Source organism: Pseudoalteromonas sp. OFAV1, assembly GCF_021532595.1.
Taxonomy (GTDB): domain Bacteria; phylum Pseudomonadota; class Gammaproteobacteria; order Enterobacterales; family Alteromonadaceae; genus Pseudoalteromonas; species Pseudoalteromonas lipolytica_C.
Genome location: NZ_JAKGBG010000044.1, coordinates 1 through 26,411 on the forward strand (window position 1 = coordinate 1; position 26,411 = coordinate 26,411).

At 40.6% G+C, this 26,411-nt stretch carries 26 protein-coding genes; 9 read left to right on the forward strand and 17 right to left on the reverse strand.

The window, feature by feature from the left end:
- A partial coding sequence (gene metG / locus L1267_RS18660; protein ID WP_235383748.1) for a methionine--tRNA ligase subunit beta occupies nt 1–825 on the forward strand: 825 nt, incomplete at its 5' end.
- A gap of 62 nt (nt 826–887) precedes the next feature.
- Here metG and lepB read toward each other — a convergent pair.
- The gene (gene lepB, locus L1267_RS18665) at nt 888–1,547 is read right to left on the reverse strand and encodes a signal peptidase I (RefSeq protein ID WP_235383749.1); all 660 of its coding nucleotides are present in this window, start codon (nt 1,545–1,547) and stop codon (nt 888–890) included.
- Nucleotides 1,548–1,732: 185 nt separating this feature from the next.
- Here lepB and L1267_RS18670 point away from each other — a divergent pair, with 185 nt between their 5' ends.
- Both L1267_RS18670 and L1267_RS18675 read left to right on the forward strand, forming a co-directional pair.
- Nucleotides 1,733–2,191 (forward strand): hypothetical protein, encoded by a 459-nt coding sequence (locus tag L1267_RS18670; protein ID WP_235383750.1) that lies wholly within the window; start codon nt 1,733–1,735, stop codon nt 2,189–2,191.
- Nucleotides 2,192–2,398, forward strand: a complete 207-nt coding sequence (locus L1267_RS18675; protein ID WP_054552938.1) for a helix-turn-helix transcriptional regulator — start codon at nt 2,192–2,194, stop codon at nt 2,396–2,398.
- 58 nt (nt 2,399–2,456) lie between these two features.
- Here the strand turns inward: L1267_RS18675 and L1267_RS18680 are convergent, their stop codons facing one another.
- From L1267_RS18680 to aceK, 4 genes are read right to left on the reverse strand one after another with little or no spacing between them, the layout of a single operon-like run.
- Nucleotides 2,457–2,717: a DUF2999 family protein gene (locus L1267_RS18680; RefSeq protein WP_054561248.1), complete on the reverse strand. Its 261-nt coding sequence runs from the start codon at nt 2,715–2,717 to the stop codon at nt 2,457–2,459.
- Nucleotides 2,718–2,770: 53 nt separating this feature from the next.
- Entirely contained in the window at nt 2,771–3,733 is a 963-nt protein-coding gene (locus tag L1267_RS18685; RefSeq protein WP_235383751.1) for a zinc-binding dehydrogenase, read from the reverse strand.
- Nucleotides 3,734–3,741: 8 nt separating this feature from the next.
- The gene (locus L1267_RS18690; protein ID WP_171040403.1) at nt 3,742–4,134 is read right to left on the reverse strand and encodes a hypothetical protein; all 393 of its coding nucleotides are present in this window, start codon (nt 4,132–4,134) and stop codon (nt 3,742–3,744) included.
- A gap of 51 nt (nt 4,135–4,185) precedes the next feature.
- Complete coding sequence (gene aceK, locus L1267_RS18695) at nt 4,186–6,015, reverse strand: bifunctional isocitrate dehydrogenase kinase/phosphatase (protein WP_235383752.1); 1,830 nt, start codon at nt 6,013–6,015, stop codon at nt 4,186–4,188.
- Nucleotides 6,016–6,120: 105 nt separating this feature from the next.
- Here aceK and L1267_RS18700 point away from each other — a divergent pair, with 105 nt between their 5' ends.
- Both L1267_RS18700 and L1267_RS18705 read left to right on the forward strand, forming a co-directional pair.
- Nucleotides 6,121–7,068, forward strand: a complete 948-nt coding sequence (locus tag L1267_RS18700) for a LysR family transcriptional regulator (RefSeq protein WP_105180795.1) — start codon at nt 6,121–6,123, stop codon at nt 7,066–7,068.
- A 111-nt stretch (nt 7,069–7,179) separates the two neighbouring features.
- Nucleotides 7,180–7,623: a hypothetical protein gene (locus L1267_RS18705; protein WP_235383753.1), complete on the forward strand. Its 444-nt coding sequence runs from the start codon at nt 7,180–7,182 to the stop codon at nt 7,621–7,623.
- Nucleotides 7,624–7,628: 5 nt separating this feature from the next.
- Here the strand turns inward: L1267_RS18705 and icd are convergent, their stop codons facing one another.
- The 6 genes from icd to L1267_RS18735 form a co-directional block, all read right to left on the reverse strand.
- Nucleotides 7,629–8,894 (reverse strand): NADP-dependent isocitrate dehydrogenase, encoded by a 1,266-nt coding sequence (gene icd / locus L1267_RS18710; RefSeq protein ID WP_235383754.1) that lies wholly within the window; start codon nt 8,892–8,894, stop codon nt 7,629–7,631.
- 107 nt (nt 8,895–9,001) lie between these two features.
- Nucleotides 9,002–11,680, reverse strand: coding sequence for a 7TM diverse intracellular signaling domain-containing protein (locus L1267_RS18715; protein WP_235383755.1), 2,679 nt, complete (start codon nt 11,678–11,680; stop codon nt 9,002–9,004).
- A gap of 37 nt (nt 11,681–11,717) precedes the next feature.
- Nucleotides 11,718–13,982, reverse strand: coding sequence for a TonB-dependent receptor (locus L1267_RS18720; RefSeq protein ID WP_235383756.1), 2,265 nt, complete (start codon nt 13,980–13,982; stop codon nt 11,718–11,720).
- Between the two features lie 142 nt (nt 13,983–14,124).
- The gene (locus tag L1267_RS18725) at nt 14,125–16,356 is read right to left on the reverse strand and encodes an NAD(P)-binding protein (protein ID WP_235383757.1); all 2,232 of its coding nucleotides are present in this window, start codon (nt 16,354–16,356) and stop codon (nt 14,125–14,127) included.
- Nucleotides 16,357–16,365: 9 nt separating this feature from the next.
- Nucleotides 16,366–17,307 (reverse strand): acetoacetate decarboxylase, encoded by a 942-nt coding sequence (locus L1267_RS18730; protein WP_235383758.1) that lies wholly within the window; start codon nt 17,305–17,307, stop codon nt 16,366–16,368.
- Nucleotides 17,308–17,352: 45 nt separating this feature from the next.
- Nucleotides 17,353–17,928, reverse strand: a complete 576-nt coding sequence (locus L1267_RS18735) for a dienelactone hydrolase family protein (RefSeq protein WP_168246738.1) — start codon at nt 17,926–17,928, stop codon at nt 17,353–17,355.
- Nucleotides 17,929–18,294: 366 nt separating this feature from the next.
- On the opposite strand from L1267_RS18735, the gene L1267_RS18740 reads away from it, so the two are divergent.
- Nucleotides 18,295–18,462, forward strand: coding sequence for a hypothetical protein (locus L1267_RS18740; protein WP_165381452.1), 168 nt, complete (start codon nt 18,295–18,297; stop codon nt 18,460–18,462).
- A 115-nt stretch (nt 18,463–18,577) separates the two neighbouring features.
- Nucleotides 18,578–19,441 (forward strand): TIGR02285 family protein, encoded by an 864-nt coding sequence (locus tag L1267_RS18745; protein ID WP_235383759.1) that lies wholly within the window; start codon nt 18,578–18,580, stop codon nt 19,439–19,441.
- A gap of 22 nt (nt 19,442–19,463) precedes the next feature.
- Here L1267_RS18745 and L1267_RS18750 read toward each other — a convergent pair whose 3' ends face one another.
- The 6 genes from L1267_RS18750 to rnm all read right to left on the reverse strand — a co-directional run bounded on the left by L1267_RS18750 (nt 19,464) and on the right by rnm (nt 23,693).
- Nucleotides 19,464–20,042: a YceI family protein gene (locus L1267_RS18750; protein ID WP_138557347.1), complete on the reverse strand. Its 579-nt coding sequence runs from the start codon at nt 20,040–20,042 to the stop codon at nt 19,464–19,466.
- 1 nt (nt 20,043) lies between these two features.
- A complete protein-coding gene (locus L1267_RS18755) occupies nt 20,044–20,598 on the reverse strand; it encodes a cytochrome b (RefSeq protein WP_063529650.1) in 555 nt (184 codons plus the stop codon).
- A gap of 176 nt (nt 20,599–20,774) precedes the next feature.
- The gene (locus tag L1267_RS18760; RefSeq protein WP_235383760.1) at nt 20,775–21,050 is read right to left on the reverse strand and encodes a hypothetical protein; all 276 of its coding nucleotides are present in this window, start codon (nt 21,048–21,050) and stop codon (nt 20,775–20,777) included.
- A gap of 325 nt (nt 21,051–21,375) precedes the next feature.
- On the reverse strand, nt 21,376–22,212 hold the full coding sequence (locus tag L1267_RS18765; RefSeq protein ID WP_235383761.1) for a segregation and condensation protein A: 837 nt from the start codon (nt 22,210–22,212) through the stop codon (nt 21,376–21,378).
- Between the two features lie 8 nt (nt 22,213–22,220).
- A complete protein-coding gene (locus tag L1267_RS18770) occupies nt 22,221–22,844 on the reverse strand; it encodes an L-threonylcarbamoyladenylate synthase (protein ID WP_135925218.1) in 624 nt (207 codons plus the stop codon).
- 9 nt (nt 22,845–22,853) lie between these two features.
- Nucleotides 22,854–23,693: an RNase RNM gene (gene rnm, locus L1267_RS18775; RefSeq protein ID WP_135925220.1), complete on the reverse strand. Its 840-nt coding sequence runs from the start codon at nt 23,691–23,693 to the stop codon at nt 22,854–22,856.
- A gap of 535 nt (nt 23,694–24,228) precedes the next feature.
- Here rnm and L1267_RS18780 point away from each other — a divergent pair.
- Together L1267_RS18780 and L1267_RS18785 are read left to right on the forward strand one after the other, a co-directional pair.
- A complete protein-coding gene (locus L1267_RS18780) occupies nt 24,229–25,797 on the forward strand; it encodes an anthranilate synthase component 1 (RefSeq protein WP_235383762.1) in 1,569 nt (522 codons plus the stop codon).
- Nucleotides 25,797–26,402: an aminodeoxychorismate/anthranilate synthase component II gene (locus L1267_RS18785; RefSeq protein WP_135925225.1), complete on the forward strand. Its 606-nt coding sequence runs from the start codon at nt 25,797–25,799 to the stop codon at nt 26,400–26,402. Before L1267_RS18780 ends, L1267_RS18785 begins: the two co-directional genes overlap by 1 nt.
- Nucleotides 26,403–26,411: the final 9 nt, after the last annotated feature.

Genomic DNA, 26,411 nt, shown 5'->3' on the forward strand with positions numbered 1-26,411 from the left:
TTTGATGGCAAGCTTAGCGACACCGTAATGGACGAAGCGCTATTAGGTGAGTTCCAAGCAGCTTCTGCAAGCATCGCAAATCACTATGAAAACCGTGATTACAGCCGTGCAATTCGTGAAATCATGGCCCTTGCTGATAAAGCAAACCAATTCATCGATGCTAAAGCGCCGTGGGTGTTAATTAAAGACGAAACAAAACAACAAGAAGCACACGATGTATGCTCACTTGGTTTGAATATGTTCCGTGTACTTATCACTTACTTAAAGCCTGTTCTGCCAGGTATGGCAGCAAACGTTGAAGCCTTCTTAAACGACGGTTTAACATGGCAAGGCGCGCAAACAGCGCTTGTTGGTCACGCAATCAATAAATTCAAACCGTTAATGCAACGTGTTGAAATGGATAAAGTAAACAAAATGATTGAAGAATCAAAAGAAAGCCTAGTTGCTGAAAAAGACAAGATTGATCCAAACAGCCCACTAGCTAAAGAGCCAATCAGCCCTGAAATCGAATTTGACGACTTTGCTAAAGTTGATTTACGTGTAGCGAAAATTGCGAAAGCAGAACATGTTGAAGGCGCAGATAAGTTATTAAAACTAACTTTAGATTTAGGTGGCGAAACGCGCCAAGTATTTGCAGGTATTAAATCTGCGTATGCACCAGAAGACATCGAAGGCAAGCTAACGGTTATGGTAGCGAACCTTAAGCCTCGTAAGATGCGTTTTGGTATGTCTGAAGGCATGGTATTAGCAGCAGGCCCTGGCGGTAAAGAAATTTATATTCTTAACCCAGATGAAGGCTCAGAGCCTGGTATGCGTGTAATGTAATTACACAATTACTAGCTTATAAATGAACCGTTGTGTCTAGGCACAACGGTTTTTTTGTTTAGCTAAGGTGCTAAGTATAAATCATGCAAAACCCGCTCTTTTCGAGGTAAGTAATAATCATCATAATCGAGTGATACAAGCACTCTTTTAGCTTTACCTAATAACTCACTGCGAGGCACTAAGCCAATTACTCGCGAGTCTGCACTATTATCGCGGTTATCGCCCATCGCTAAATACATGTCCTTGGGGATAACGACAGGGGCAAAATGCTGCATCACCGAAGGCGTTTTTGATACTTGAATAGCGTGTTGAACACCAGCAAGGTTTTCAATAAGTGTCTGCTGCTGTTGCTCATCATTATCTAGTTCGTAATCAAGCGCTTTGCCGTTAATGATCAATTTATTATCTACTAATGTCACTGTATCTCCCGACACGCCAACGACACGCTTTATTAAGCGATTATTTGCAGCTTTAGAGTCAAATACAATGATATCACCGGCTTTTGGCTCATCTGTGCGCATTAGAGAAATATGACTAAATGGCACACGCAGATCATAAGCCATTTTATCCGTTAAAATTCGATCCCCTTCAACGATGGTCGGGTTCATTGAACCTGTTGGCACTTCATACCAATCAGCCACCGCACTTCTAAAAACACTCATCAAGCAGATAAATAAAATCAAAGAGCGGTTATTTTTCCATACTTTCAAAAGCCAGTTCATATTCGTTCCTTATTTGTTGTTTGTTTTCATAAGAGCCACTGCGGTTCGAATTAGTTCTTAACTAAATGTAACGAAATACGTCAATGATAAAAATACCATACATGATGTCAAAATTATTTGACACCACAAGTAATGAGTAGTTTACTTAACATCAAGTCAAATATTTTTTACATTGGATAATAACGATGAGCTACAAAGAAATGACAATTTGGGGCACCTTAGTGGTAACCATTGGCCTTTTAAGCTATTACCTTTTAGGGATTAATTCACTTCAAGCTGCAGGTGAGCTTAACCAAGATACCATGGTGTCTTATTTGTATAAGGTTGTTGTAGTAGCGGTGATCTTAGAGATCATTATGCAATCTCTGCTTGCGGCTATTAAACACAAAGAAGCAGACTTAGGAGATGATGAGCGCGATAAGCTTATTGAGCTAAAAAGCACCAAACTTGGTCATTGGTTTTGCTCTGCAATTATTTTAATGTGTGTATTTTTAACAACGCAAATTGAGCGTGTGTCTGGACGTATGCTGTTACCTGAGGTCTCTGATCTATATAATATTATGCACTTTCTTATTATTGGTTTTTTAGTGAGTGAAATTATTACTATTGCTAGCAAAGCGTATTTATATCGAAGAGACAGCTAAATGACAAAACAGCTCAGTAATACCATTCGAGAACTTCGATTTCATCACAATGAAATGACTCAGCAAGCATTAGCAGAGGCTGTTGGTGTTTCAAGGCAAACCATTGTAGCGATTGAAAAAGGTAAATATTCCCCCTCTCTTGAGGTGGCTTTTAAGATTGCACAGTTGTTTGATAAAAAACTGGACGACGTGTTTTCGTATCAATAATACTAACAAAAAAGGTTAGCCAAATAGCTAACCTTTTTTCAATTCGAATCATTCAATTTTATGACTGCTGATTTTTGAACTGCGCTTTGGCTTGTTCAACTTCATCATCACTGATGCCAACTGATTCAGCCGCTTCTTTAATAAGATGTGGCTGAGTCATCACTAATGCCATCAATTGTTGAAGCTTCTCTGGTGGAATACCTAACTGTTGAACCAAACCCATTGCCATCATTGGGTTTTCCATAAACGCTTGGAACAGCTCACGCACTTTTTCATCACTGACATTGTGCTCTTTGAGCATTGCAATAATTGGGTTCATACTAACCTTTACTTTTAACTACTAATAAAACCAATAATATGGGCAAATTGCTGTTATTCAACTAACAGAACCACTTTTCCCGAATTTTCGTTGTTATCTAAAATGCGGTGCGCCTCATTTGCCTCTTGCCAATTTAAGGTTTTATAGATATTGCAATCGAACAACCCTTTAGCCAAATCATCATAAAAGCGCGATATAAACTGCTCTTTTAAATCGCGCTTAAATTCAATTGAACGGTTCCGTAACGTTGATGCATGAAATGAAATCCGCTTACTAAGCAGCCTTGCAAAGTCAACCTCAGCAAAGCGTGCATCTAAAAATGCTAACATCACAATTTGGCAATCCATGGCTGCAACAGCAGCATTTTTATTTAAATAGCTTCCTGATACAGGATCAACAATGGTATTGGCCTGTAAATTATTAGCTTTAAAATATTCTACAAAGTCGGTGGTTTTATAATTGATAGTATGGTCTGCGCCAAGCTGCTTGGCATGCTCGCACTTTTCATCGCTGCCCGCGGTAATCACTACTTGAGCGCCTGCGCGCTTTGCCATTTGAATTGCCGCACCACCTACACCACTGGCTCCCGCATGGATCAGTGCCGTTTGCCCTGCTTTAAGCTGACCAAATTGAAATAAGGCAGAAAAAGCCGTTAAGTATACTTCGCTGATAGCTGCGCCCTGTGCCATGCTCATTGCATCTGGTAAAGGCATCACTTGCGCAGCATCAACGGCAACATATTCACTATAAGCACCACCCGCACACAAGGCAAAAACGCGCTTATTAAGCAGGTCACCCGATACTGCACTACCTTGCTCAACAATGGTTCCGGCGCATTCTAAACCTAATATTTCACTGTCACCTTTGGGTGCTGGATATTTGCCCTGTCGCTGTAAACAATCTGCGCGATTAACGCCGATCGCCGCTACAGCAATAAGAACTTCGTTATCTTTTAGAGTTGGTTTATCTGTTTGCGCAAAATGTAACTGTGAGTCTTCGTGCTTAATATAACGCATATCACCTTCTATTTAATTCGTTGCCAGACCTCAGCTTCGACTAATTTGCCATTTTCATACAAGGTGTGGTGCCACAAATCACCTTCTATTTTGTAATCAAATGCCATGGTCTTACCAAGTAATGAAGGTACATTACCATAGGAAAAAGTTTCGATAAATTGCTGGTCTTGCAAAACATATTTGCCGCCACCAGCATAATGAAAGTTGCCTTGCTTTTGGGTGATATAGCTAAAATGACTGGGTGTAATCAGTTTAACAGAGGTAATTTCTGGCGCTTTTGCCGTCACATAGCCGTCATTGGTTGCATATTTGCCTTCAACAAATTGCCAGCTACCTAATAACGGATTGGCGCTTACCATAGACGAAATAAATAAACTCGATAATAACAGTGTGTTTTTCATAGTGCGTTCCTTAGCAATTTTTCAATAGCATACGCTAACACTATGTTCCTATTAAACAGTTGTAGGATGAGATTTTTTCATTTGAGCTCTCATCGAAGAAAAACGCCAAGACTGTTTATAAGGATATACATCAAGCAATTGCCCATCGTTTATAGCCGCTTGGAGTTGCTGCCACATAGTAGCTGTAAATATATCTTGATGGGCTGCATTAAAGTGCTCAAAGGCCCGCTTATTGGCACTAAAAAACACTTTAAACTGGCTCGGAAATACGTCGTTTTCGGCAATATCGAAGTAGCTCTCGCTACTGAGTTCATCCAATGAATCCTCTGTTTTTGGCAGCTCTCTAAATTGACACTCTGTCAAAGGGCAAATTTCATCGTAGTCATAGAACACCACTCTTCCCCAACGTGTAACACCAAAGTTTTTCATCAGCATATCACCGGGAAAGATATTAGCCCCCGCGAGCTCTTTTATTGCCTTACCGTAATCAACCATAACTTGCTGCAGTTTTCGCTCATCACAGTCGTTGATGTACAAATTAAGCGGTGTCATTTTGCGCTCTACATACACATGGCGCAAAATAAGTGCATTTCCCGAAATCACTAGGCTATCAGCAATTTGCTGCTGCATAGTTTCTATAAGCTCATCACTAAATCGGCTTAAATCAAACGCTAAATAGCGAAATTCATGGGTATCGACTAGCCGTCCTACTCGGTCGGCTTGTTTAACAAAGTCGTACTTGGCCATTACTTGTTGTTTGGTGGCCGTTTTTGGCGCACTAAATTTATCCTTTATTACCTTGTACACATAATCTGAGCCTGGGGTGGTAAATACCAGCATCACCATGCCCGGCGTACCCGGCGCAAGTATGTATTTATCGTCAACGGGGCTATTACGCGTGGTATCAACTTTATAACGATAAAACTCGGTTTTCGCGTGTTTGATAAAGCCTATGGCATTAAACAGCTCAAAACGTTGCTTATGAGGCATTAAAACACTGAGGTAATCAACATATCGGGCGGGTTGGTCAGTGTCGACCATAAAATAAGTACGCGCAAAGCCAAACAACAAGCTGAGTTGATCAGCTCCCATCATTACAGCATCAATATGAAGACCTTTTTCACTGTTTAATAGCGCAATCGCAAATGGCATGTTATCGCCATTTTTAGCAATACAACGACCTATGATGTAGCACGCTTTATTTCTGAAAAACAATGAATTAGCGTATTCAATATAGCCATCGTTAAGAGCAAGCAGCTCATAAACTTGTGGGCATTGCTGTTTTGCTCCGGCAATCAAGGTGCGCTGTAACATGGCAACATCATCAGCAAAGTTAGCGTATTGTGAGCGAAACACATGACGTTTGATCAAGCTGCTGATCGCAGTTTCAAAGCCATTTTGCAGGGAAATACGGCTAACCAATGAATCAAAGGGCCTTGGCCCCAATTGATAGCGCGCTTTTAGTACAAACAAGTGCACATTGCGGATTTTTCGAGAGTCCCAGATTGCACCGAAGGTTGAATTAAAAAACGTATGAGCAATGGGCTGATTTTCGTGGCTTTGCACCATCTCTGCGTATATTTGTTTGGCTAATAGCCAAAGCGCTGGGTCGTCCACTTCACTATAAGCAATAATTTTTACCGCTTGGCTTACCTTTTTGACTTGCCCCTCGTAAACCTGCAATCGCGATTTCATAGCCCCTTGAACTTGATGCCACTGGCGCTGTTCAAAGCGACTTTGCGCACCGAGGGTAATATTTAAAAATTCTGCAAACATAGCCTCAAAGCCAGCATACACCGCACGGGCAAGCTTAGTCGCTACGACCTGATTTAACTGTTCGCTGTGTGATTTAACAGCCAAATGTGAACTCTGCTGTGGCATTATTTTTATCGCTTATGCTGATTATTTTAGTTGCCTTGTTTACACACAATAGCAAGCGCGCTTTAATTTAGGTAATTAATAAAGATAATAAATAAGATTGATCAAATGAATATTAGGCACGTCGACCTCAACCTATTGGTGTATTTAAATGTCCTCATTGATGAACAAAGTGTGTCTAAAGCCGCCAATAAACTGGCTTTGACTCAACCTGCAATGAGTAACGCACTTAAACGTTTGCGTGATTTATTTGATGATCCATTATTAGTGAGAGCCGCAGGCACAATGACGCCAACTGCAAAAGCACTCAGCCTCAAACCTGAAATAGAATCACTGTTAAAAATGGCCGAAGAAATTACTCAGCCAAGTGAAATATTCGACCCGAGCACAGCAAATATTACGTTTCGGATCATGGCAAACGACTACCTTGAATCAACGCTTATTGCGCCGTTTATCACCCAGCAACTAGCAAAAAATCCGGGGCTTAATTTTGATATTTTGAGCCCAAGCGATGTTAACCTTCAGGATATGGAAAAAGGCACCATCGACCTTGCAATTAATCGCTTTAACGGCCTACCCCGCTCATTCCATCAAGCCAGTGTGTGGCGCGACAATTACTGCTGCTTAACACACCCAGACAACCCTTATTTACAGCAGCAAAACCTTGAAGGCTACCTTGCACAAGAGCACATTTGGGTGAATCGGGCTGGTTGGGGCGTAGAAGCGGCCGTGACGAATAAATCAGGCAGCCAAAAACTCGGCTGGGTCGATGAGGCCTTATGGCAACTAGAACAAACCCGCAATATTCGTGTATTCACCCGCCATTACATGGTGGCAAGCTTGCTGTGCCAATCACCAAAACTTATCGCCACACTCCCTCGCCGCCAAGCCATGTTATTAGCAAAACACACTGATTTGGTGATAAGTCCAGTGCCATTTCAAATAGTTCCTATTGAAGTGAAAATGTTATGGAGCCCTTTGTTACATCACGCAAACCCGCACCAGTGGCTGCGCAGAGAGCTACTTGCCTTTGCCGGTACGGTGGCTGATCGCTAAAAACAACATAATATTGATTAAATCAATATCAGTTATTGAAAACAACAATTTCATAAATAATGAGTGAAGGGCTAGAGTGAAGTTAAGCACATAAACAAAGAGAAAATGATTATGGAAACTTCAGCGCAATTCACTCAACAGGACGGCCTTTACATCAATGGTCAATTACACTCATTCATCGAGCAGCAGCTTTGTAAAAAAAGCGATTTAGCTTGCGAAGAAATTTACCAAACACTGGCAACGATGGTTGATGAGTTTGGCTGCCAATGCCGTAAAACCAAACATCAAGATGATGATGTTTTACAAGCAGACACACTGTTAAAAGCATATAGCTCTGTATGTTCTCACCCGCATTGTCATGTAGATGCGCAAACTACAACCGCAGTGCTCGATGAATACTGTTGCCAAGTACCGGCAATTTTAGTGGTAGCGTTAATGGACACATTAACAGGCATAACAAGTAACGAACCAGGTGCAGAGCACATTTACCAACGTGCAGCACAATTAACAGGTAAACCATGTGTCTACGCTGTTAAAAATGCCAATGCCGCTTAATATGGTTAATTATTTGGGTTACTTATTCGAGCGATGATGCTTTTTGCAAAATCACTGCAACTAAGCATCGTCGCACCGGCTACTAGGTTAGCTAAATCAAACGTCATTTCATTTGCGCTAAGCGTCTGTTCAAGCGCTTTTTCAATGCTATCCGCAGCTTGATGCCAGCCCATAAAACGTAGCATCATGACCGCACTTAAAATACTGCTTGTTGGATTTGCACTGTCTTCACCGGCGATGCGATTAAATGTACCATGAGTCGGTTCAAAAAAAGCCACTTCATTATTCAAATTTGCTGCAGGCATAATACCCACGCCACCCACCTGAGCTGTAAGCATATCAGCCAAGTAATCACCGTTTTGATTTGTTGTCACCACCACATCGAACTGCTCTGGGGTGAGCAGCGCTTGTTGAAGCATGTTATCGGCAATCACTTCTTTGATGATTAAATCATCTTGATCGTCTCGTTTGATCACTAACCAACGACCATTTTCATGCGCTACAGCGTTAAACTCTTGCTCAGCAAGTGCAAATGCCCAGCGTTTAAACGCGCCATCGGTAAATTTGAGTACATTGCCTTTGTGCACCACAGTAAGGGATTCACTGTGCTCTTTAAGGGCAAAGTTGAGAGCGTAACGCATCAAGCGTTCTGCCGCCTCTTTCGAGCTATTTTTAATGCCAATGCCGCATTGGTTATCAAAACGAAGTCGGGTAACACCCATTTCTTGACACAAAAAATCAAGCATACGCTCGTTATCAATACTGCCAGCCTGCCACTCAATGCCCGAGTAAACGTCTTCAGAGCTGTCGCGTATTACAGTGATATTGGTTTTTTCAGGTTCTTTTAAAGGTGATGGTAAGTGTGGGTAACTGCGAATGGGCCGCATGTTTACGAATAAATCCATCTCATGACGAAGAGCCACATTTAAAGAACGAAAACCACCACCAAGAGGAGTTGTTAACGGCCCTTTGATAGCAATTTTATATTGCCTGACAGCATGTAAGGTTTCTTGCGGGAACCAATCACCATCGTAAAGCGCGGCAGCTTTTTCGCCATTGAACACTTCCATCCAATGTATTTGTTTATCACCTTGATAAGCATGACTCACCGCAGCGTCGACAATATCACGCATCACTGGGCTGATATCTTGACCAACACCATCGCCTTCAATATAAGCAATAACCGGATTGTCAGGAATATGCCATCGCCCTTTACTATCGATAGTAATTTGTGCGCCCTTTGCTGGCACCGAAATGTGTTGATACTGCATCAAACTTTCCAAGCAATATGTTTTAACATTATTAGTATCAAGAAATAGCTAATTTGTCTGTGCTCATAGCGAAATAACGAGCATTCAACTAATTGATGTATCAATTATTAGTGAATGACATTGGCTATCTCATCTTCCATCGCGCAGAACAACGAGGCGATAAGTTGTGTATCAATCGTGACGGTGTCGTTTTTGAGCGCAGTATCTACAGCAACGGCCTTAACATAAAGCTTTTCACATTCGAACATATTGGCTGCGCCTTTTAACATATGCACATTTCTACTTAAACCATCGATATCCATGTTTTTGTACTGTTCACGCATTTCTACATACTGGCTTTCAAGGCCTTTAATATAGTCATCTTTGAGGGCCTGAAACTCTTTTTCGGGCAACTTGATGTCTGCCAATTCATCACAATCTAAATAGCTGGCAATTTTGTGGCTAAAACCATTTCTGTCAATTGGTTTGGCTATTAAATCATTAAAACCTTGTTTCATATAACGGGTGACTTCATGTTTCATAGTATTGGCTGTTAGGGCAATGATAGGTGCAGTAACACCTGTTGCCTGCATCATTTTTAATGCTTCTTGACCGTCCATAATCGGCATTTGAATATCAAGTAAAATAAGATCAAAGCTGTCTTCTAAGGTCGCTTGCACAGCGTCTTTGCCATTTTCGACTGTGGTCACTGTTAGGCCCATTCGCTCTAATATTCTTGCAATTAAACGTCGGTTATCTGGGTGGTCTTCAGCAAGTAGCACGCGCCCTTTTAGATTTTCTGGCGCATCGAGTTTACTAAATGGTGAGGTTTCAACGAGCCTAACTTCACTCATATCATTAAGCCAGCGAGTATTATCGGTAATGTATACTGACATAGAAAAAATAAACTCACTGCCAGAACCGACATTGCTTTTAACAAAGATATCCCCATCAAGCTTCTTAGCAAGACTTTTTGAAATATTTAAACCAAGCCCGGTGCCACCATACTGGCGAGAAATACTTGAATCAGCCTGATAAAAAGCACTAAATAAAGCTTGCTGCTCTTTATCTGTCATGCCGATACCTGTGTCTTTTACACTGATCGAAAGCACGTCATTTTCACAACTAACCGTAAGTGTTATTCTGCCGACTTGTGTGAATTTAAGTGCATTGGTAGTTAAATTTAACAGAATTTGTCGTAAACGACTTGGGTCAGTAATAATATAATCTGGTAGTGGAAACTGATAATCCACACTGAATTTTAAGCCTTTATCGCGTATTTGCTTACCGATCAACGACTCAATATTGGCAATGGTGGCAAACAAATCTGTTTCGACTAAATCAATCTCTAGCTTGTTTGCCTCAATTTTTGACATATCGAGTATATCGTTTATTAACCCAAGAACATGGCGACTATTTTGTAAAATAACGCCAATACCATGATTACGCTCATGTGGCTTGATATCACCAAGCATTATGCCGTCTGCATAGCCAATTATTGAGGTCATTGGGGTACGAATTTCGTGGCTGATATTTGCCAAAAAGCGACTTTTGGCTTCATTGGCATCTCGTAATTCATCAGCCAACTCTTCAAGCTCTAAGGTTCTTAATTGTACTTTTTCTTCTAAGTTTTTGTTTAGCTCTACGTTGTCATCATGTAATAACCTAAACTTGTCAGCAACAGCAAATGCTAGCAACATAGCGTCCATTGCCGTGCCTATCAAACCCAATAAATACAAATTAATTGAGGTGGCTGGCAACAAGCCTAAATTAGTTAAATTCCCGACCATGTTCGGTAGCATCATGGCAATATAGGCAAGCACAAAATAACGTGCCGGCTTAAAGCCAATCAGCATACAACGAATACCAATGTACAAGCCTAAACACAAAGCAACACCGGTAACTAATGTCGCCCAATAAAAACCAAAGCTTGGCCATAAAACACAAAAAGGGATGCCTAAAGTCGCAATAACCCCTACCGTTAAGGATAATTGAGCGAGCTTAGGGAACGTTTCTTTTAATTTGAGTAAATTATTGTAAAACAGAATATTGGTTAATGGTGTTAAGGCAAAACCTAGCCAATGAAGGTGCGGGTTATAGTAGCCAAACAATTGGTCTGATATATGAAAAAAATGACTCCATGCAAACACCCAAGATGCCGTAAATAACGCATAGTAAAGGTGAGTAACATCACGTGAGACTAAATAAATTAATAAGTTATAAAGTCCTAACGCAATCCCCACTCCAAAACAGAGCATCATGATCATATTTTCAAGAGTAATGGTTTCAAAATAATCTTGATAAGGTGTTAGTACCAGTTTTGCTGGGGTATAAAAGTAATCACTTTCAAAATAAGTGATTAGCGTATAGTGTTTATCTTTTTCAAGAGATAAGCGGTTACCATAGTGAAAGGCAAATTGATTTGGTTTTACACCGCCTGTAACAAACTGCTGAACCGGTGAGTTTGGATCAGTCATGTCGTAGATTCGACTTTCTATTTTTGATACAAGAGTGTTGTAGGGATAAAGTACTAAATCTTCAAATTCACTTTGATTTTCTATTTCAACGATTAGCCAATAACTGCCTCCGACTGAGCTAATACGAGATTGTGGCTTTTTATTTGCGCGCCATTTAGAGATCTCAGCCACTGACGACGGAAACATATTATCATTTGCGCTTAAAACTTGCCCAACATCATGCAGGTTTTGCTCCGCTGAGACATTCGTGTATACAAATGTCTCTTGTGCAAAGACCGAAGAACATAATAATAGAAAAAGCAGACCACAAATACACAGCTTTAACCGCATTCACTAGACTCCTTCACTACAACAAGCCTGCTGGTAATTAAAATTGAAAAGAAACGTCAAAACCATATCGTCTCCCTTCTCCTTTAAAGTCTTCAAGCATGCCTAGGAACGAGCTTAAATCGAACTTTAACTGACTGTATTCAGTATCAAATAAATTTTTGCCCCACAAAGTAAATGACCAATTATCAACATCGTATTTTAGATGCGCATTAACAATACTAAAACCTTCTTGGCGGGCATAGGGATTCATGTTCTGGTCAAAATAAAACTCAGACTGATAATCGTAAATAATGTTGGCCGATAACGGATACGACGCCAAGCTGGTATCGTATTTTAATCCCGCTGATACATTCCATTTAGAGGTAAAAGGCAGTTGATTATCGGTAATGCTATTACCAAGTGGGTCAACATAGTCCTCAAATTCTGCATGGGGGATATAACCCACTGCAAGTAACATGGCTAATTGCTTAGTTGCTTGATAGTTAATTTCAGTTTCAAGACCATAGATTATTGAATCAGCAACATTTTCAAGTAATTGCACAGGCGGCATTTGCGGTGTTTCTGACGCTTGGTTCATAAACACTTGTTGGTCGTTGTAATCATAATAAAACGCCGCCCAGTTCATTCTTAATTGTTGCTTAGGCCAGTACGACTTTAAGCCAATTTCATGGGCATTCAAGCGCTCTTTACCGTAATTCGCTAAAATTGCTTGTTCTTCAGATGATAAGAAGCCGCCATTGTAGCCGCCACTTTTACTGCCATTTGCAAATCGATAATAAACATTGCTTGCATCAGAATAACGGTAATTAATCGCAATTTGCCCTGTAAAACCGTTATCTGATTGCTCATCAGTAACGCGGTAAAATGGCACCAGCACACCAGTTAAATCGTTCACATCAACCACGGTATTTAATGTGGCGATTGAGTCATACTCTAGTGATTCATAGTCATATCTAAGGCCTGCTGTAATCATCCACTGTTCTGCGACAGGCACTTCAATTTGGCTAAACACGGCCAAATTCTGCATCTTGATTTCATTATCGTAGATAAAGGTAGCAGTTAAGTTTGTTGGTAAAATGCCGCGAAAATCGCGTAAAATATCATTTAAATTATCTTGCTCAATGGTTTCATCCGCGAAATAAACACCACTCGTTAGCGTGTAATCTGCAAATTCATTTAACAATCTAAATTCTTGGCTAAACATTTGGGTATCTAACCCAAGTACCCCTTCGCATAAGCGAGCTGGTGAACCATCGCAATTAAAGGCATGGCTTCTTTGAAGATCATTAAAGCTCGACAATGAAGTAAATGTAGTTTGCTCGTTTACATGCCAATTTACTTCAGCGATAAAGCCATAGCCATCAGATTTATGAGGTGAGTCATTATTTACGCTTACCTCAAAAAAGTCATCACTACCATCATTAAAGCCAAAGTTATCAGAACAGCGTGTTGACCCCGCATCTGCTGGTGAACAAAGTTCACCGGTTAAAGGGTTCGCTACAACACCAATACTCCCTACAGGCTGGACAATACCGTCCCAATCTTCAATATGCGCTTGCAGGTAAAGATCAACCTCATCCCATTCAGACGAAAAAGATACACGGGCATTTTTTTGCTCCATGCCTGCCGTTGGCGAGTCTGCAAAGGTATTTTTTGTTGAGTATTGGTAGTCTTGATAGTTAACAGCAACACGTAATGCACTAGAGTCAGTTAATTGCTGATTCCACACGCCATCGAGGCTCGTGCCATTGTTATTGGCTACTCCTAAGCTCAATGATCCATAGCTATCAAGCTCAGGCCGGTTTGAGCGAATAAGGATAGCACCACCCGTTGAATTACGACCAAATAAAGTCCCTTGTGGGCCGCGTAAAATTTCGAGTTGCTCAATATCATACAAATTCACAATTTGGTTATTGGCGGAGCCAACGGCCACACCATCAAGATACATGGCAACAGGTGACGTATTTGCGGTGTTGTAGTCAAGAAGGCCCACCCCACGAATACTTACTGCGGGGGGTGTCCCCTCTGCGGCGTTTTGCGTTATTTTTACATTAGGTGAGAATAAACCAACCTCAGTTGAATCTTTAATATGTTGATTCTTGAGTAATTGTCCTTTCACTTGGCTCACCGCCACGCTAACGTCTTCAATTGCTTGAGGACGCTTTTGTGCGTATACACTAATGACTTCCATGTCTTTTCTAGTCTCTGCAGCCTGCGCAACAGCGCTTGCAATGACACAGAGTACCAAGCTTGAACAAGATAGTGTCTTCAGCTTTGGATCAATAAGAAAAGGACGCTTCATTCGCATTTTGACCTTAAAAGAGGGAAACCTGTTAAATTCTTGTAATTTCCAGCTTAGTATAGACCAAAACAAAGATTAAAGTCGCATACAAATAACAAAGACTAGTTATTTGTAATCAACACCATAATTGCCATCAGCATGATCATTCTTTTTCAAACGCATGTTCACCGCTAATCGTTTTGGGTAGACCGCAAATAGAACGTGCCGTTTGCATACCAGCCATTACAGCAGCTTCAACACAGCCCGCATTAACTCCGGTTTTTATCCAATCGCCAGTGATCCGTAAATTGACAAACTGACTACCATCAGTCGCAAGGCGGTATTTACTCGAATCAACCACAGATAACACATAGCGCTCACTGGGGTCTATATTAACGCGCCAGTACTGCTGTTCTGATACTGGTAAAATACTGTGAGGATCACTATAAAAAACCTGCCAATCAAATTTGTTATCAACATACGCATCAGGCCAAAGTGCCTGCATATCTGAACTAAACAAATTATGTATATTGCGTTTGACTTCTGCCTTCATTTGCTCTGGAAACTGATGCGCAGTTGCAGGAGGGTAACTATCACAACTAAATGCACTACAAAAATAAGCAATATTTTGTGGGCCACTGTCGCTTGGCCAATCTTCTTTATCGACTAAATTACCCATCGCAGCCCAGGTATCAAACGGCTCAACAAAACCACTTAAAATAGGCCCCTCATTGCTTGGCACTGTGTCTTTAAAACCCAGTTGCTGGTTAGTTTTATTCAACCAGACTTGGCAAGCTTGCGTAGCCACACTTTGAACTTTTGTTGCTTGCAGAGAGAGCGCATAATCAACAGCAAGTAATTCTGGGGCTACATGCTCAAGTGAAGCAACCGACACACCTAAAATAAGCGTATCAAAGTCGATACCATGACGAAGAGTGATAGATGGCAGTGCTGTATTAAAATGCTCTTGATAAACTTCTGGCCAGTTACTCCAAAAAGACTCAAGGTTTATTTGATACTCTTGCAGAAGGTGTGCTTGTTCAGAATTAATTTGTGAGTAAATTGGCTCACTTGGCCAACAAGGTAATTGTTTAACATCAATTAACGGCGCATAGTCTTCATTTTTTAGGCTCACTTGCTGACAAAGCTCTATTTCACTTACCAGCGGCTCACCTTGGTCAGTTTGCCCAGCAGATAAGTTAGTTAACTGATGGAAGAACTTAAACTTAACGCCACGCTGTTTTAATAATTCATAAATTGGCGCAAAAATAACATCGCCCATACCCGCTTGCATTTTCCACATTACACCGCCTTTATAGCAAAGGCCAATACGTAACATAGCAAGCGCAGCCACACCGGCTTCAACATTCGGCTTGTTAAAATCACCATTTGGATAAGCAAACACTAAATCATAAAAACCGCGTATCGGTGCTGAATTCACACTGTAAGTTTTATTAGCTCCATTTTTTTCAAGCCACTGACGAAAATCGTAGCAATTAATGACACCAAAGCCATCTCGGTAGACTTTATCTTTTATCAGCCCTGTGAGCATAGCAATGGCTAAGTCAGCGCAGATATAAAGTCGTCTTAGTTCTGCGTTTTCATCCAGTAAGTCAATTATCTGCTCTTTGAACCAACGCTTTATCTTGCGAACGATATACCAAATAACGAGGCGATCAGCTTGTTTACTTGTGTGGGTTGTTTGCTGCGAAGTAAACTGCAATAAGTGCGTCAGTAATGAGCGAGGGCTTGATACTACTTCTGCCGCTCCTGCCTCAATATCATCGATAAATTGCCTTGCCCCACTAAGCTGCGTATCAATATCCGTTTTGATCTCTTGGTACATATACTTAAGTAAAGACTGATCTCGTGATTTTTTGGTCACCAATTTTGTTTTAGCTTGGTGCTGCTGACACACTAGTTCAATGCCTTCTGTCCATTTTTTGAGCCATGCTAATGTCATGGTGATAAAATCCCACACCGAAAAATCAAGGCTGCCATCAGCAGGATTTCCAGCAACAGTTGGAAAATCAATAGGCCAAGTTTGCCATTCGTTATCAATGAATTCTTGCAAAGCAATAAAACTATGCGGTTTGAATGCCTGCTGCCAGGTTGCCAGCGAACAACTAGCAGGTCGGTTGAGTGAGTTATATACTCCTTCAAGGGTACGAAAACTATTTACATAAGCACCAAACCACACGTGTAAACCATGCTCTTCAATACGCTGACCAAAATGGCTATTACGACCACTTGCGCCCTTGCCTCCTAAGCGCCAGCCCTGTTGATACACGGTTATTTCACGATGTTGCTGCCAGTCTGACTGCTCTGTCAGATAAACTGCTGCGGTCATTGCTGCTACACCGCCACCGACAATAGTAATTTTTTCTTTTTGCATGGTTATCCTTTACTCTGGTAAAACTTGAGTTGCGCCAAGTTGGTCAAAATCCATATTGACGTAAAACGGTAAGTGAACAGATTGTTTGCCAAGTGCTATGCCGAACATGTCATTAAGCGGAAAACTCGCCAGAGATTTAACATTAAGCTTAAAATCATTATGTAAAAGTGTTAACTGATGGACTTTTTTGATTACAGACGGTGAATGAACCACGCTCTGATAAACTGCTTTATCACCCTCTCCATCGGGAAATTGCTTAAACAAAATTTGATCCATCTGGGGATGAATGAAACCCTCTAACAATTGTTTTAGCAGTGCTAAGTCAATACCTTTAACTTGAGGGTCAAATAAATCAGCAACGCGTTTTGAAAATCGTGAAACGTTGTCGAGCAAATATTCAGAGATGCTCGCGTCCGTTTGTTCAATAGTTAGTAACTCATGCATTGCTAATTTAGAATCAGGTTTAAACACATCAAAGCATTCAAGGGATATAGCAAACCGACCAGCGTCATCTAACGCAGATGGCATTTGATATTCACATAAATATTTATTGTAACCCCACGCCTCTCTGCCATTAATTAAAGCATAAATGTTATTTACGCTGATAAACGCCGGATACCAATAGAGGTGATTAATATCTCCCTTGACCATTTTTGCTACGGGAAGCCAAATAATGATATCCGTTTCTTGCATCCACCCATGCTCTGAAAAGGGAGGTGTCAAAGAGGAGATTTTTTCTATGTCAGTGAAGGTGAGCAAGCAACTGCTACCTAATACATTAAAAGAGACTGAATCTGTAGCCAGTAAATTCAATGTGGTATCAACATAAGCCTGCATCTTTTGCTCACATGCTGAGACAAAAAAACCATACATTTGCGCATTCGTCATGCGACAGGGAGGTTTAGCAACAGGGTTCGATAAAAAGTGGCTGTAATTTGAATGGTCCGACATAGTTATTACTTATAATATTGTTTAGTAATAACTATAGACTAGTATTTATGCATTAGTCACGAGTTGTTCGCAATCATGGCTGAGCAAAAGTTGTTTTGTAAAGTACTGAAAAGCGCGTTGATTAAAGTTATCTGATAAAGGGTTCATAAACCCATGCTCATATTGTGTAATATCACATTGAACACCTGCTTTGGCTTTTAAAGCAGACACCACCGGAGCAAGCTCAAAATGCGTTTCTTTTTTAGGAAAAATGAACCTAAAAGGAATAGACGCTTCAAGCTCAAGGTGATTTCTCACTTGTGATGGGTAAAAAGCAATAACCCGTTTTATCGCTGTATTTTTCAACTCTGCTTGAGCACGCCAAACGGCTGTTGCTCCAGCACTAAACGCGATAATTGTTGTAGGCTCACGCAGGGATGACATCTTCAGATGCACTTTTTCGAGATAACCGTCATGGCCACAATGAGTCAGAAAGTGTTGATATTGAAACTGTTCATTAATAGGAAGTTGAATTTGACCCGAATATGGATCACATAGGCACGTTTTGCCACGAAGCTGCTGAGCAAGCTGGGTTAAATGCGCAGTTTTCCCAAAAATATCCGTTACTAACAGGTAATTCATGGTCATACCTATTTATTGTTGTTTTTGTGCCAATTCACACTACACTTGTTTCGAAAAAATATCCAGAAATTAATTGCTGTGTTTAAAAAATAAACCTTGCACTATGAAAAATCTTAACGTAATCTAGTCCTCTGGTTTTAAAAAACCTCGCGGTTAACCCCTTACCTTGATCCAGTAATTCCCGCATATTCGTATAAACACTTGCAACCCGAGTTGCTAAATGACATTTAGATGAATTTATAAATCATCACTAAACTGTCACAAACTTAGTCAACACTGTATGCAAGACAACAAATGTCGGTCTGTATTTTTTAATGCCTTTTAAAGCTCTACAGACACAGACAAAAAGAAAGAGTGAGTTTTATTATGTCATATAAATACAATGGATCTTTGATCCAAATCGCACATCCAGTGCAATCAATTTCGGTTAACAAACAGCGTGTAATCTTTAGTGACACGCAGGGCTTGAAAAATGCCATTTTCCAAAAGGCGAGTGATGCCCGTCAATTTGTTAAGTGGTTAAAAGCCAACTAAAACCAACCGATTAACGCCAGCTACAATGCTGGCGTTATAGTCTACATACCTACTATCACAAACCTAAATCCCTGCTAAACTTAGATTTAACAATACTTAATTATAGGTAGTAACAATGCGTCGTTTCTGGTTGCTTTTGTTATTTTTTTGCAGTGCTGTTTCACAGGCAACTGAACAACCAAAAGTCATTGAGTGGGTCATGGTTGATTTTGCTCCCTACTACATCATGAATGACAAGTATGAAGGTACAGGGCGAGATGAGAGCGTAATCAAACTGCTTGAACAAGCGATGCCTGATTACACTTTTAAGCGCTCCCTGTTTCCTGCAAGTCGCGCAGTGCATGAGCTATCAAATCCATATAATAATTACTGTATGCTATCTTTGTACCAAAGTGAGCACCGCCGTCAGCATATTGTTTTTTCTAAACATACATCAACAGTTGGGTTATCCCCTTCTATAGCAATTAGAAAAGAGTTAGTGAACACTCTAGATCTGAACACAGCAAAGCCTGTTTCATTAAAAACATTACTTGCAGATAAACACCTTGCTCTTGGAGTGTCTATGAGTCGCTCATTTGGCAAAGACATAGATAATGTTATAAACACCAGCCATGATGCCAATATTATCTCAAGACCCGGTCGCGACACTTTAGCAAGTTTGACATACATGCTTAATAAGAAACGAATTGATATATTGCTTGGCTACCCCAGCGAGCACTACTATTTAGCTCGTTCAATGGGATTTGAAGATGAGCTCACACAATTGACACTGTCAGAGGCGCCCGATTTAAGCCTTGGTTATATTGGCTGTACGAATAACGAACAAGGTAGTGAGCATATAAAACAGTTAGATATTACGCTTGAAAAAATAGCCCATACTCAGGCTTTTCACGATGTGATGATAAGGTGGCTACCCGATAATTTGCAGCCTATTTTGGAAAAGAGATTAATTAAAAGAAATGAAAGTGCCGCCCATTAAGCGGCACTGATTTAAACTGTTGTTACTTACGAATACCTTCAATAAATAAACCAATATCAACATGTGTTGATGCTGGGCCAAGGTTGTAGTCAATACCATAGTCAGCTAGTTTTAGGCTTGTTTCACCTTCAAAACCAACACGGTAACCACCCCATGGATCTTTACCTTCACCAATTTTATCAATTTCAAAAGTAATGGTTTTAGTAACACCATTTAAGGTAAATTCACCTGTTACATCTGCTTCATCACCGTCTTCATCAAACTTGATTGAGGTACTTTTAAATGTTGCAGTTGGGTATTTATCAACATTTAAGAAGTCTTTGCTGCGTAAGTGCTTGTCACGCTCAGCATGGTTTGAGTCGATGCTTTTAGTATCAATCGTTACATTGATTTTAGATGCATTAGGCGCTTTATCGTCATAGCTAAAATCACCTGAGAAAGTATTAAAGCGACCATGTAACCAGCTGTAACCTAGGTGCTTAATTTTAAAAGTTACAAATGCGTGTGCACCGTCTGTATCAATAACGTAGTCAGCTGCATTTGCGTTTGCTGTTGAGAAAAGTGCAGCACTTAGTGCTGTGCCTAATAGTAATTTTTTCATATTAATCATCCTTCAATGGTTTGATCATTCTAATTAAGGTTTTATCTTTATCGATAAAATGATGTTTTAGTGCCCCTAAAGCATGTAAAACAACCACAGCTATTAGCCCATACGCGGCATAAAAGTGAATTTTACCTGCAATATCTTCTTGGTTTGCGACCGACTCTGGTAATGCCGGTACAGCAAATAAATTAAATACTTCAATTGCACGGCCATCAGCCGTAGAAATTAAATAGCCCGATGTCACAATAACGATTAGAGCTAAATAAATCAGTTTATGTACTGAGTGAGCAACATGATTCATTGCCTTTGAGCTACCAGCAACAGGCTCAGGTTGAGTACCTAACAAGCGCCAACCAAAACGAAACAACAATAATGCCGCTAAGGTAATACCCACGCTTTTATGTAAATCCAAAGAGCCTTTGTACCATGCATCATAATAGGTTAACTCAACCATATACACGCCTAAGCCAAACAAACCAAACACCCCAAGTGCCATTAACCAGTGCACTAAGATGGCCACCCAGCCATAACTTGACTTTGAATTCTTTAACATACTCATTTCCTATGAGAATTACGAAACTAAGTACAGCTTAGCTTAGGATTTATATAATGAAAATAGCGTAAAACGAACAGCTTCTGTGCGTATATGCACACTTCAGAGTAAAGAGGAAAGTTAAAAGGCAAAGGTCATTTAACTTTTAACTTTGAGTAGCTTAAGAAAATTAAGTTTTATATTTTACTTGCTGTTATTTCAATCCTGTACACTTCAACCCCCTCAGTACCAACCTCAATCGTTGCAGGTTCGTTAAGGTTTACCATTAACTTAGGTTCTTGAAATTTATTGTAAGCGCCATTTTCAAATTTATAGAGTGCTGACGTTAGTGTCACAGTTTGGTCGTTCAATGTAGGGGTTACATCAAATTTAAGAATATCATCTGCGGTCACTGTTTGAGTTTTGTCTTCTTCAGTTTTAACAACGTGCGTTTTTACAAGTTGATTATTCAATTAAAGGTTAAGGTCTAATTGCAAACTTTCTGCAGCTGAGGCACCAAATGCAGCGAGAGATAACAGTAGCATTCCTAACTTTTTCATTATATTTTCCTTAATAGTAGGCTTACCCCAAAATGGGAAAAACTAACTTATCAGCTACTGAGTCTTGGCGCAATTGTTTAACACTTTGTAAGTTAAGTGTTTTATTAGAATACAAAGCACACTTTAGTGATTATCTTTATCTTGACTGGTGATGACCTACTTGCCATGAAGAAGTCACAGATTTTGAAACTTAAATCTAACCACTTAAAGCTTTAAATAGAAAAATTTTAGCTTCCAGCTATTCGCTTTCTTCCACTAAACCAACATATATCTGGCTATTGGCATCTACCTGAAAGCAGCTGATCAGGTTTTCTTTCACCAGTTCTAACATGGCGATAAAGCTAACTACAACACCGCTTCTGCCCTCTTCTACCGTAAAAAGAGTACTAAAAGGCAACTGTGATTGCGCTTCTGAGAGCTTATCTAAGATTAAGCTCATACGTTCACGGGTCGATAAAGCCTCTGCAGTAATATGATGGTGCTCAAATGTTTTAGCTCGGGCCATAACGTCGCTTAGTGCAACTAACAAGTCTTTCATGTCAACGTCAGGTAACAGTGACTCACGCTCACCAAATTCTGGCACCATTGCTTCGGCTACAAAGATATCGCGGCCTTCGCGAGGAATTTCGTCAAGATTTTCGGCAGCTTTTTTAAATTGTTCGTATTCCTGTAAACGTCTTACAAGCTCAGCTCGTGGGTCTTCTTCCTCTTCAAGCTCTTCATGTTTTGGTAGCAATAATCTAGATTTAATTTGTGCTAATAACGCTGCCATGACAAGGTATTCACCAGCCAGTTCAAGCTGAAACTCACTCATCATTTCAACATAACTAACGTATTGCTCAGTAATGCTAAAAATAGAGAGCTCTAGCACATCTAGTTTGTGTTTTTTGATTAAATACAGAAGTAAATCAAGAGGGCCTTCAAAGGTCTCTAAAATGATCTCCAACGCATCGGGAGGAATATATAAGTCTTCAGGTTTGTCGACCACCGCTTTGCCATGCAAAAAAGCCAGTGGCAGCTTTTGCTGTACTGGCTCTTGTAAGTTATCTTGGGCATCAAGCTCTTGGCTAGTCAATGAAATCTCTACAGTTCAAATGGTTTAGTATCACCACAACCCACACGTAAAATTTCGATATCATCATCCGACAAATCAATCACTGTGGTTGCCTGTTCAGGAAGATAACCACCATGAATAATTAAATCAACTTGCTTTTCAATGCGATCGCGAATTTCATCAGGATCAGCTTCTGTAAATTGCTCACCCGGTAAAATTAAAGAACACGACATTAAAGGCTCACCTAACTCAGCCAATAAAGCACAAGTGATCGGATGTTCTATAACACGAATACCAATGGTTTTTTTCTTCTCGTTCAATAAACGCTTTGGTACTTCTTTAGTGCCTTTGAAGATAAAAGTATAAGGCCCTGGAGTGTTATTTTTAATTAATCTGAATAACTGATTATCGACGCGAGCATAGGTTGATAGCTCCGATAAGTCGCGACATACCAAAGTAAAGTTATGATGTTTTTCAACACCACGGATACGCTCAATGCGCTCTTTTGCTTGCTTATTACCAATACTACAACCAATTGCGTAGCCTGAATCGGTTGGATAAACAATCACACCACCTTGTTTAATTATATCAACCGCTTGGCTGATCAAACGTGGTTGCGGATTATCTGGATGAATATGAAAAAACTGACTCATTATACGCTCCTATTGCCCTTCCCATGCTTGCCAAACCCCTTGGCAATCTTTTGGTAAGTATAAATTTTTACCCAGCTCTAACCAACTTGTCGGAAAATGAAAATCTGAGCCTTGCGATGCAAGTAACCCGTATTCACGACTCAATTCACCTAAAAACTGGCGCTCACTCGGCGCTTGCTGTGGTTGTGCCACTTCCATAGCATCGCCACCCGCGTCTTTAAATTCAATAATTAACTTACGCAGCCACTTGTTCGACATTTGATAACGCCCAGGATGTGCAAGTACAGCAACTCCACCAGCTTGATGAATAGCAGCAATTGCTGTTTGCATATCGCACCAACTACTTGGCACATAGCCTGTTTTTCCTCGCCCTAAGTATTTTTTAAATACGCCTGGGAAGTTTTTAGCTACACCACGCTCAATCAGTGCACGGGCAAAATGCGCGCGTGTGATTTGTGCGTTTTCAGCAAATGTTTTTGCTTGGTCGTAAATGCCTTCAAAACCATTTTTAGCAAGGCGGCGACCAATCTCGGTTGCTCGCTCTTCACGTTTGGCTTGTTGCGCTTGTAATAATGACAACAGTGAGTCATTTTCATCATCAACATTTAAGCCAACAATATGAATTTCGAAGCTTTCCCATTTTGTTGATACTTCAACACCAGCAATTAATTTAAGCGGTAAATTATCATCAGCTATGACTTGGCGAGCTGGTTTTATGGCACTTAACGTGTCGTGATCGGTAATTGCAAACACATCTATGTTTTTCTCAACCGCGCGGTGTAACAATTGCTCGACTGATAGCTGACCATCAGAGTATGTGGTGTGGCTATGTAAATCGTATTTTATCAAAGGGAAAGACTGCTTTACGTAAGTTCTTGAATCAATGATGTGAGTATAACAAAAATTTACTGCGAGGGCGTGATTATCTTTTTATGTTAGACATATAGCTGTGTGTACTAGTCACATAAATGGGCAATTTCGATAGGTAAATACACAACACGTATTAATATGTAAATTAATGCTTGACAGTATCGGCTCAGGTACGCTTTACTGTATGCACTTTCAGACACGTTAAATAAGAAACAATAATGAACAAAACAATTCAAATCACAATTTGGTGGTGGCACTCGTAACAAGCGGGTGACGAATTGTCGTGTCTAACGATTTCTAAACCCGCTCATGTAGCGGGTTTTTTTATATCTAAATTTTAAGGTTTTATAATGAATTACATAGCAACTCTTACACATCATTGGTGGTGGCGCCTGGCTTAGCGGGACGGTAAGGGTCTATCTAATTTATAGGCATCTTTATACGAACCCCGCCAAGCATCGCTTTGCGGGGTTTTGTTTTTTAGAGAGTTTTTGGGAATGAGGGAGAATGAGGTTTGATTTTTAGTCATATAACAACGACACCGGGTGAAGTAACCAGTATCACTCAAGTGCGCGATTACATAAGTAGCCCACTTGCGTTATACAGTTTACTCGATAAGCCTAACTCACTGCTGTTAGAGTCTGCTGAAATTGATTCTAAAGACAGTGTAAAAAGTCTAATTTTGGTTGACTCAGCGCTACGTATTGTTTGCCAAGGCAAACAGGTCACACTCACTGCACAGTCAAATAACGGCAAACAATTACTGCCTTATTTACAAACTCATGTGCAAAATTGCTCTGCTGAGCTTGTAGAAGACACATTAACCTTAACCTACAACGAGATTGCCAGCGATATTGATGAAGCCAGTAAACTAGTTGCAGATAACGCATTTAGTGCACTACGCAGCTGCATAAATAGTATTAAAAGCACCACAGACAATCCGTTTTCTGTGTTTTTAGGTGGTGTGTTTGCCTACGATATGGTTGCTAATTTCGAAACTCTTTCTGATGTGCCTGACGGCGAAAACAGTTGCCCTGATTATGTTTTCTACCTAGCCGAAACGTTAGTTGTCATTGACCACCAAGCAAAAACAACTGAGCTAATTGGCAATGTGTTTAACGGGCCACAAGTCCATGCTAACTGCTTTGAGGTTGGTCAACAGTTAGAGCGTTTAAATACTGTTTGCGACAATGCACAAAGCTACCAAGGGCAAAAGCAAGCAGGCTCAAACCCAATCTCTGTGGATGTAAGTGACGAGCAATACTGCGAACATGTCATCAAGTTGAAAAAGAACATCGTTGATGGCGATATTTTCCAAGTTGTTCCGTCACGTACTTTTTCTCTCGCCTGCCCTGACTCACTTCATGCTTACAGCCAATTAAAACTACAAAACCCAAGCCCATATATGTTTTATATGCGCGATGAAGAATTTGTGTTATTTGGCGCATCGCCCGAGTCAGCCCTCAAATATTGCCCAGAGAGTAAACAAGTTGAGGTATACCCTATTGCCGGCACTCGCCCTCGAGGCAAGTTTGCTAACGGGCAAATTAATCCAGACCTAGACAGCCGCATTGAGCTTGAACTTCGCAACGACCAAAAAGAGCGTGCTGAGCACCTTATGCTAGTTGATTTAGCGCGAAATGATGTTGCCCGTATTAGCGTACCAGGCACACGTCACGCGAAAGAATTATTAAAAGTAGACCGCTACTCACAAGTGATGCACTTAGTTTCACGCGTTGTTGGCACTTTAAAGCCTGAACTCGATGCGCTGCATGCCTACCAAGCCTGTATGAACATGGGCACCTTAGTGGGCGCGCCTAAAGTTCGCGCCGCTGAATTAGTTCGTCAAACCGAACAAAAACGCCGTGGCAGCTATGGAGGTGCAGTGGGTTATTTAACTGGCGATGGCGCTATGGATAGCTGTATTGTTATTCGCTCTGCCTTTGTTAAAAACGGTACAGCCTATGTGCAAGCAGGTGCAGGTGTGGTGTTTGATTCAGATCCACAATCAGAAGCCAATGAAACCCGCGCTAAAGCACAAGCTGTGATCACTGCGATTCAATCGACTTACGAGGCACAATAATGACGACAACATCAGCCTATAAAATCTACTTTTTAGATAACTTTGATTCATTTAGTTATAACTTAGTCGATGAACTTTCTATGTTAGGGTGCCAGTTAGTGGTATACCGTAATAACATCAGTGCACAAAGCATCTTTGAGAAAATGTGCCAAGAGACAGTACCGGTGTTATTAGTGCTTTCACCCGGCCCTGGCGCGCCATCTGATGCGGGTTGTTTAATGGAACTCATTGAACTATGTAAAGGCCGCTTCCCGATGCTGGGTATCTGTTTAGGACAGCAAGCTCTAACACAAAGCTACGGCGGGGTTATTGGTCATGCAGGCGAAACTGTGCATGGCAAGTCATCAATTATTACGTTGACTGAGCACCCAGTATTCGCAGGTATGGGCGATAAAATGCCAGTTGCTCGTTATCATTCATTAATGGCAACTAAAGTCCCTGATGATGTTGAAGTAATTGCTTGTTATGAAAATATTCCAATGGCAATTTACCATCAACAAGATAATGCCCTTGGCTATCAGTTTCATCCTGAGTCAATTTTAACGCCAAATGGCGCATTGCTATTACAGCAAAGCATTGAATTTTTAACCGCACGCGTGCAGTAGAGGAATAAC

Bases quoted from the DNA above. Each gene is read 5' to 3' on its own strand.
- lepB (WP_235383749.1), bottom strand. From the start codon at position 1,547: ATGAACTGGCTTTTGAAAGTATGGAAAAATAACCGCTCTTTGATTTTA.
- L1267_RS18670 (WP_235383750.1), top strand. From the start codon at position 1,733: ATGAGCTACAAAGAAATGACAATTTGGGGCACCTTAGTGGTAACCATT.
- L1267_RS18675 (WP_054552938.1), top strand. From the start codon at position 2,192: ATGACAAAACAGCTCAGTAATACCATTCGAGAACTTCGATTTCATCAC.
- L1267_RS18680 (WP_054561248.1), bottom strand. From the start codon at position 2,717: ATGAACCCAATTATTGCAATGCTCAAAGAGCACAATGTCAGTGATGAA.
- L1267_RS18685 (WP_235383751.1), bottom strand. From the start codon at position 3,733: ATGCGTTATATTAAGCACGAAGACTCACAGTTACATTTTGCGCAAACA.
- L1267_RS18690 (WP_171040403.1), bottom strand. From the start codon at position 4,134: ATGAAAAACACACTGTTATTATCGAGTTTATTTATTTCGTCTATGGTA.
- aceK (WP_235383752.1), bottom strand. From the start codon at position 6,015: ATGCCACAGCAGAGTTCACATTTGGCTGTTAAATCACACAGCGAACAG.
- L1267_RS18700 (WP_105180795.1), top strand. From the start codon at position 6,121: ATGAATATTAGGCACGTCGACCTCAACCTATTGGTGTATTTAAATGTC.
- L1267_RS18705 (WP_235383753.1), top strand. From the start codon at position 7,180: ATGGAAACTTCAGCGCAATTCACTCAACAGGACGGCCTTTACATCAAT.
- icd (WP_235383754.1), bottom strand. From the start codon at position 8,894: ATGCAGTATCAACACATTTCGGTGCCAGCAAAGGGCGCACAAATTACT.
- L1267_RS18715 (WP_235383755.1), bottom strand. From the start codon at position 11,680: ATGCGGTTAAAGCTGTGTATTTGTGGTCTGCTTTTTCTATTATTATGT.
- L1267_RS18720 (WP_235383756.1), bottom strand. From the start codon at position 13,982: ATGAAGCGTCCTTTTCTTATTGATCCAAAGCTGAAGACACTATCTTGT.
- L1267_RS18725 (WP_235383757.1), bottom strand. From the start codon at position 16,356: ATGCAAAAAGAAAAAATTACTATTGTCGGTGGCGGTGTAGCAGCAATG.
- L1267_RS18730 (WP_235383758.1), bottom strand. From the start codon at position 17,307: ATGTCGGACCATTCAAATTACAGCCACTTTTTATCGAACCCTGTTGCT.
- L1267_RS18735 (WP_168246738.1), bottom strand. From the start codon at position 17,928: ATGAATTACCTGTTAGTAACGGATATTTTTGGGAAAACTGCGCATTTA.
- L1267_RS18740 (WP_165381452.1), top strand. From the start codon at position 18,295: ATGTCATATAAATACAATGGATCTTTGATCCAAATCGCACATCCAGTG.
- L1267_RS18745 (WP_235383759.1), top strand. From the start codon at position 18,578: ATGCGTCGTTTCTGGTTGCTTTTGTTATTTTTTTGCAGTGCTGTTTCA.
- L1267_RS18750 (WP_138557347.1), bottom strand. From the start codon at position 20,042: ATGAAAAAATTACTATTAGGCACAGCACTAAGTGCTGCACTTTTCTCA.
- L1267_RS18755 (WP_063529650.1), bottom strand. From the start codon at position 20,598: ATGTTAAAGAATTCAAAGTCAAGTTATGGCTGGGTGGCCATCTTAGTG.
- L1267_RS18770 (WP_135925218.1), bottom strand. From the start codon at position 22,844: ATGAGTCAGTTTTTTCATATTCATCCAGATAATCCGCAACCACGTTTG.
- L1267_RS18785 (WP_135925225.1), top strand. From the start codon at position 25,797: ATGACGACAACATCAGCCTATAAAATCTACTTTTTAGATAACTTTGAT.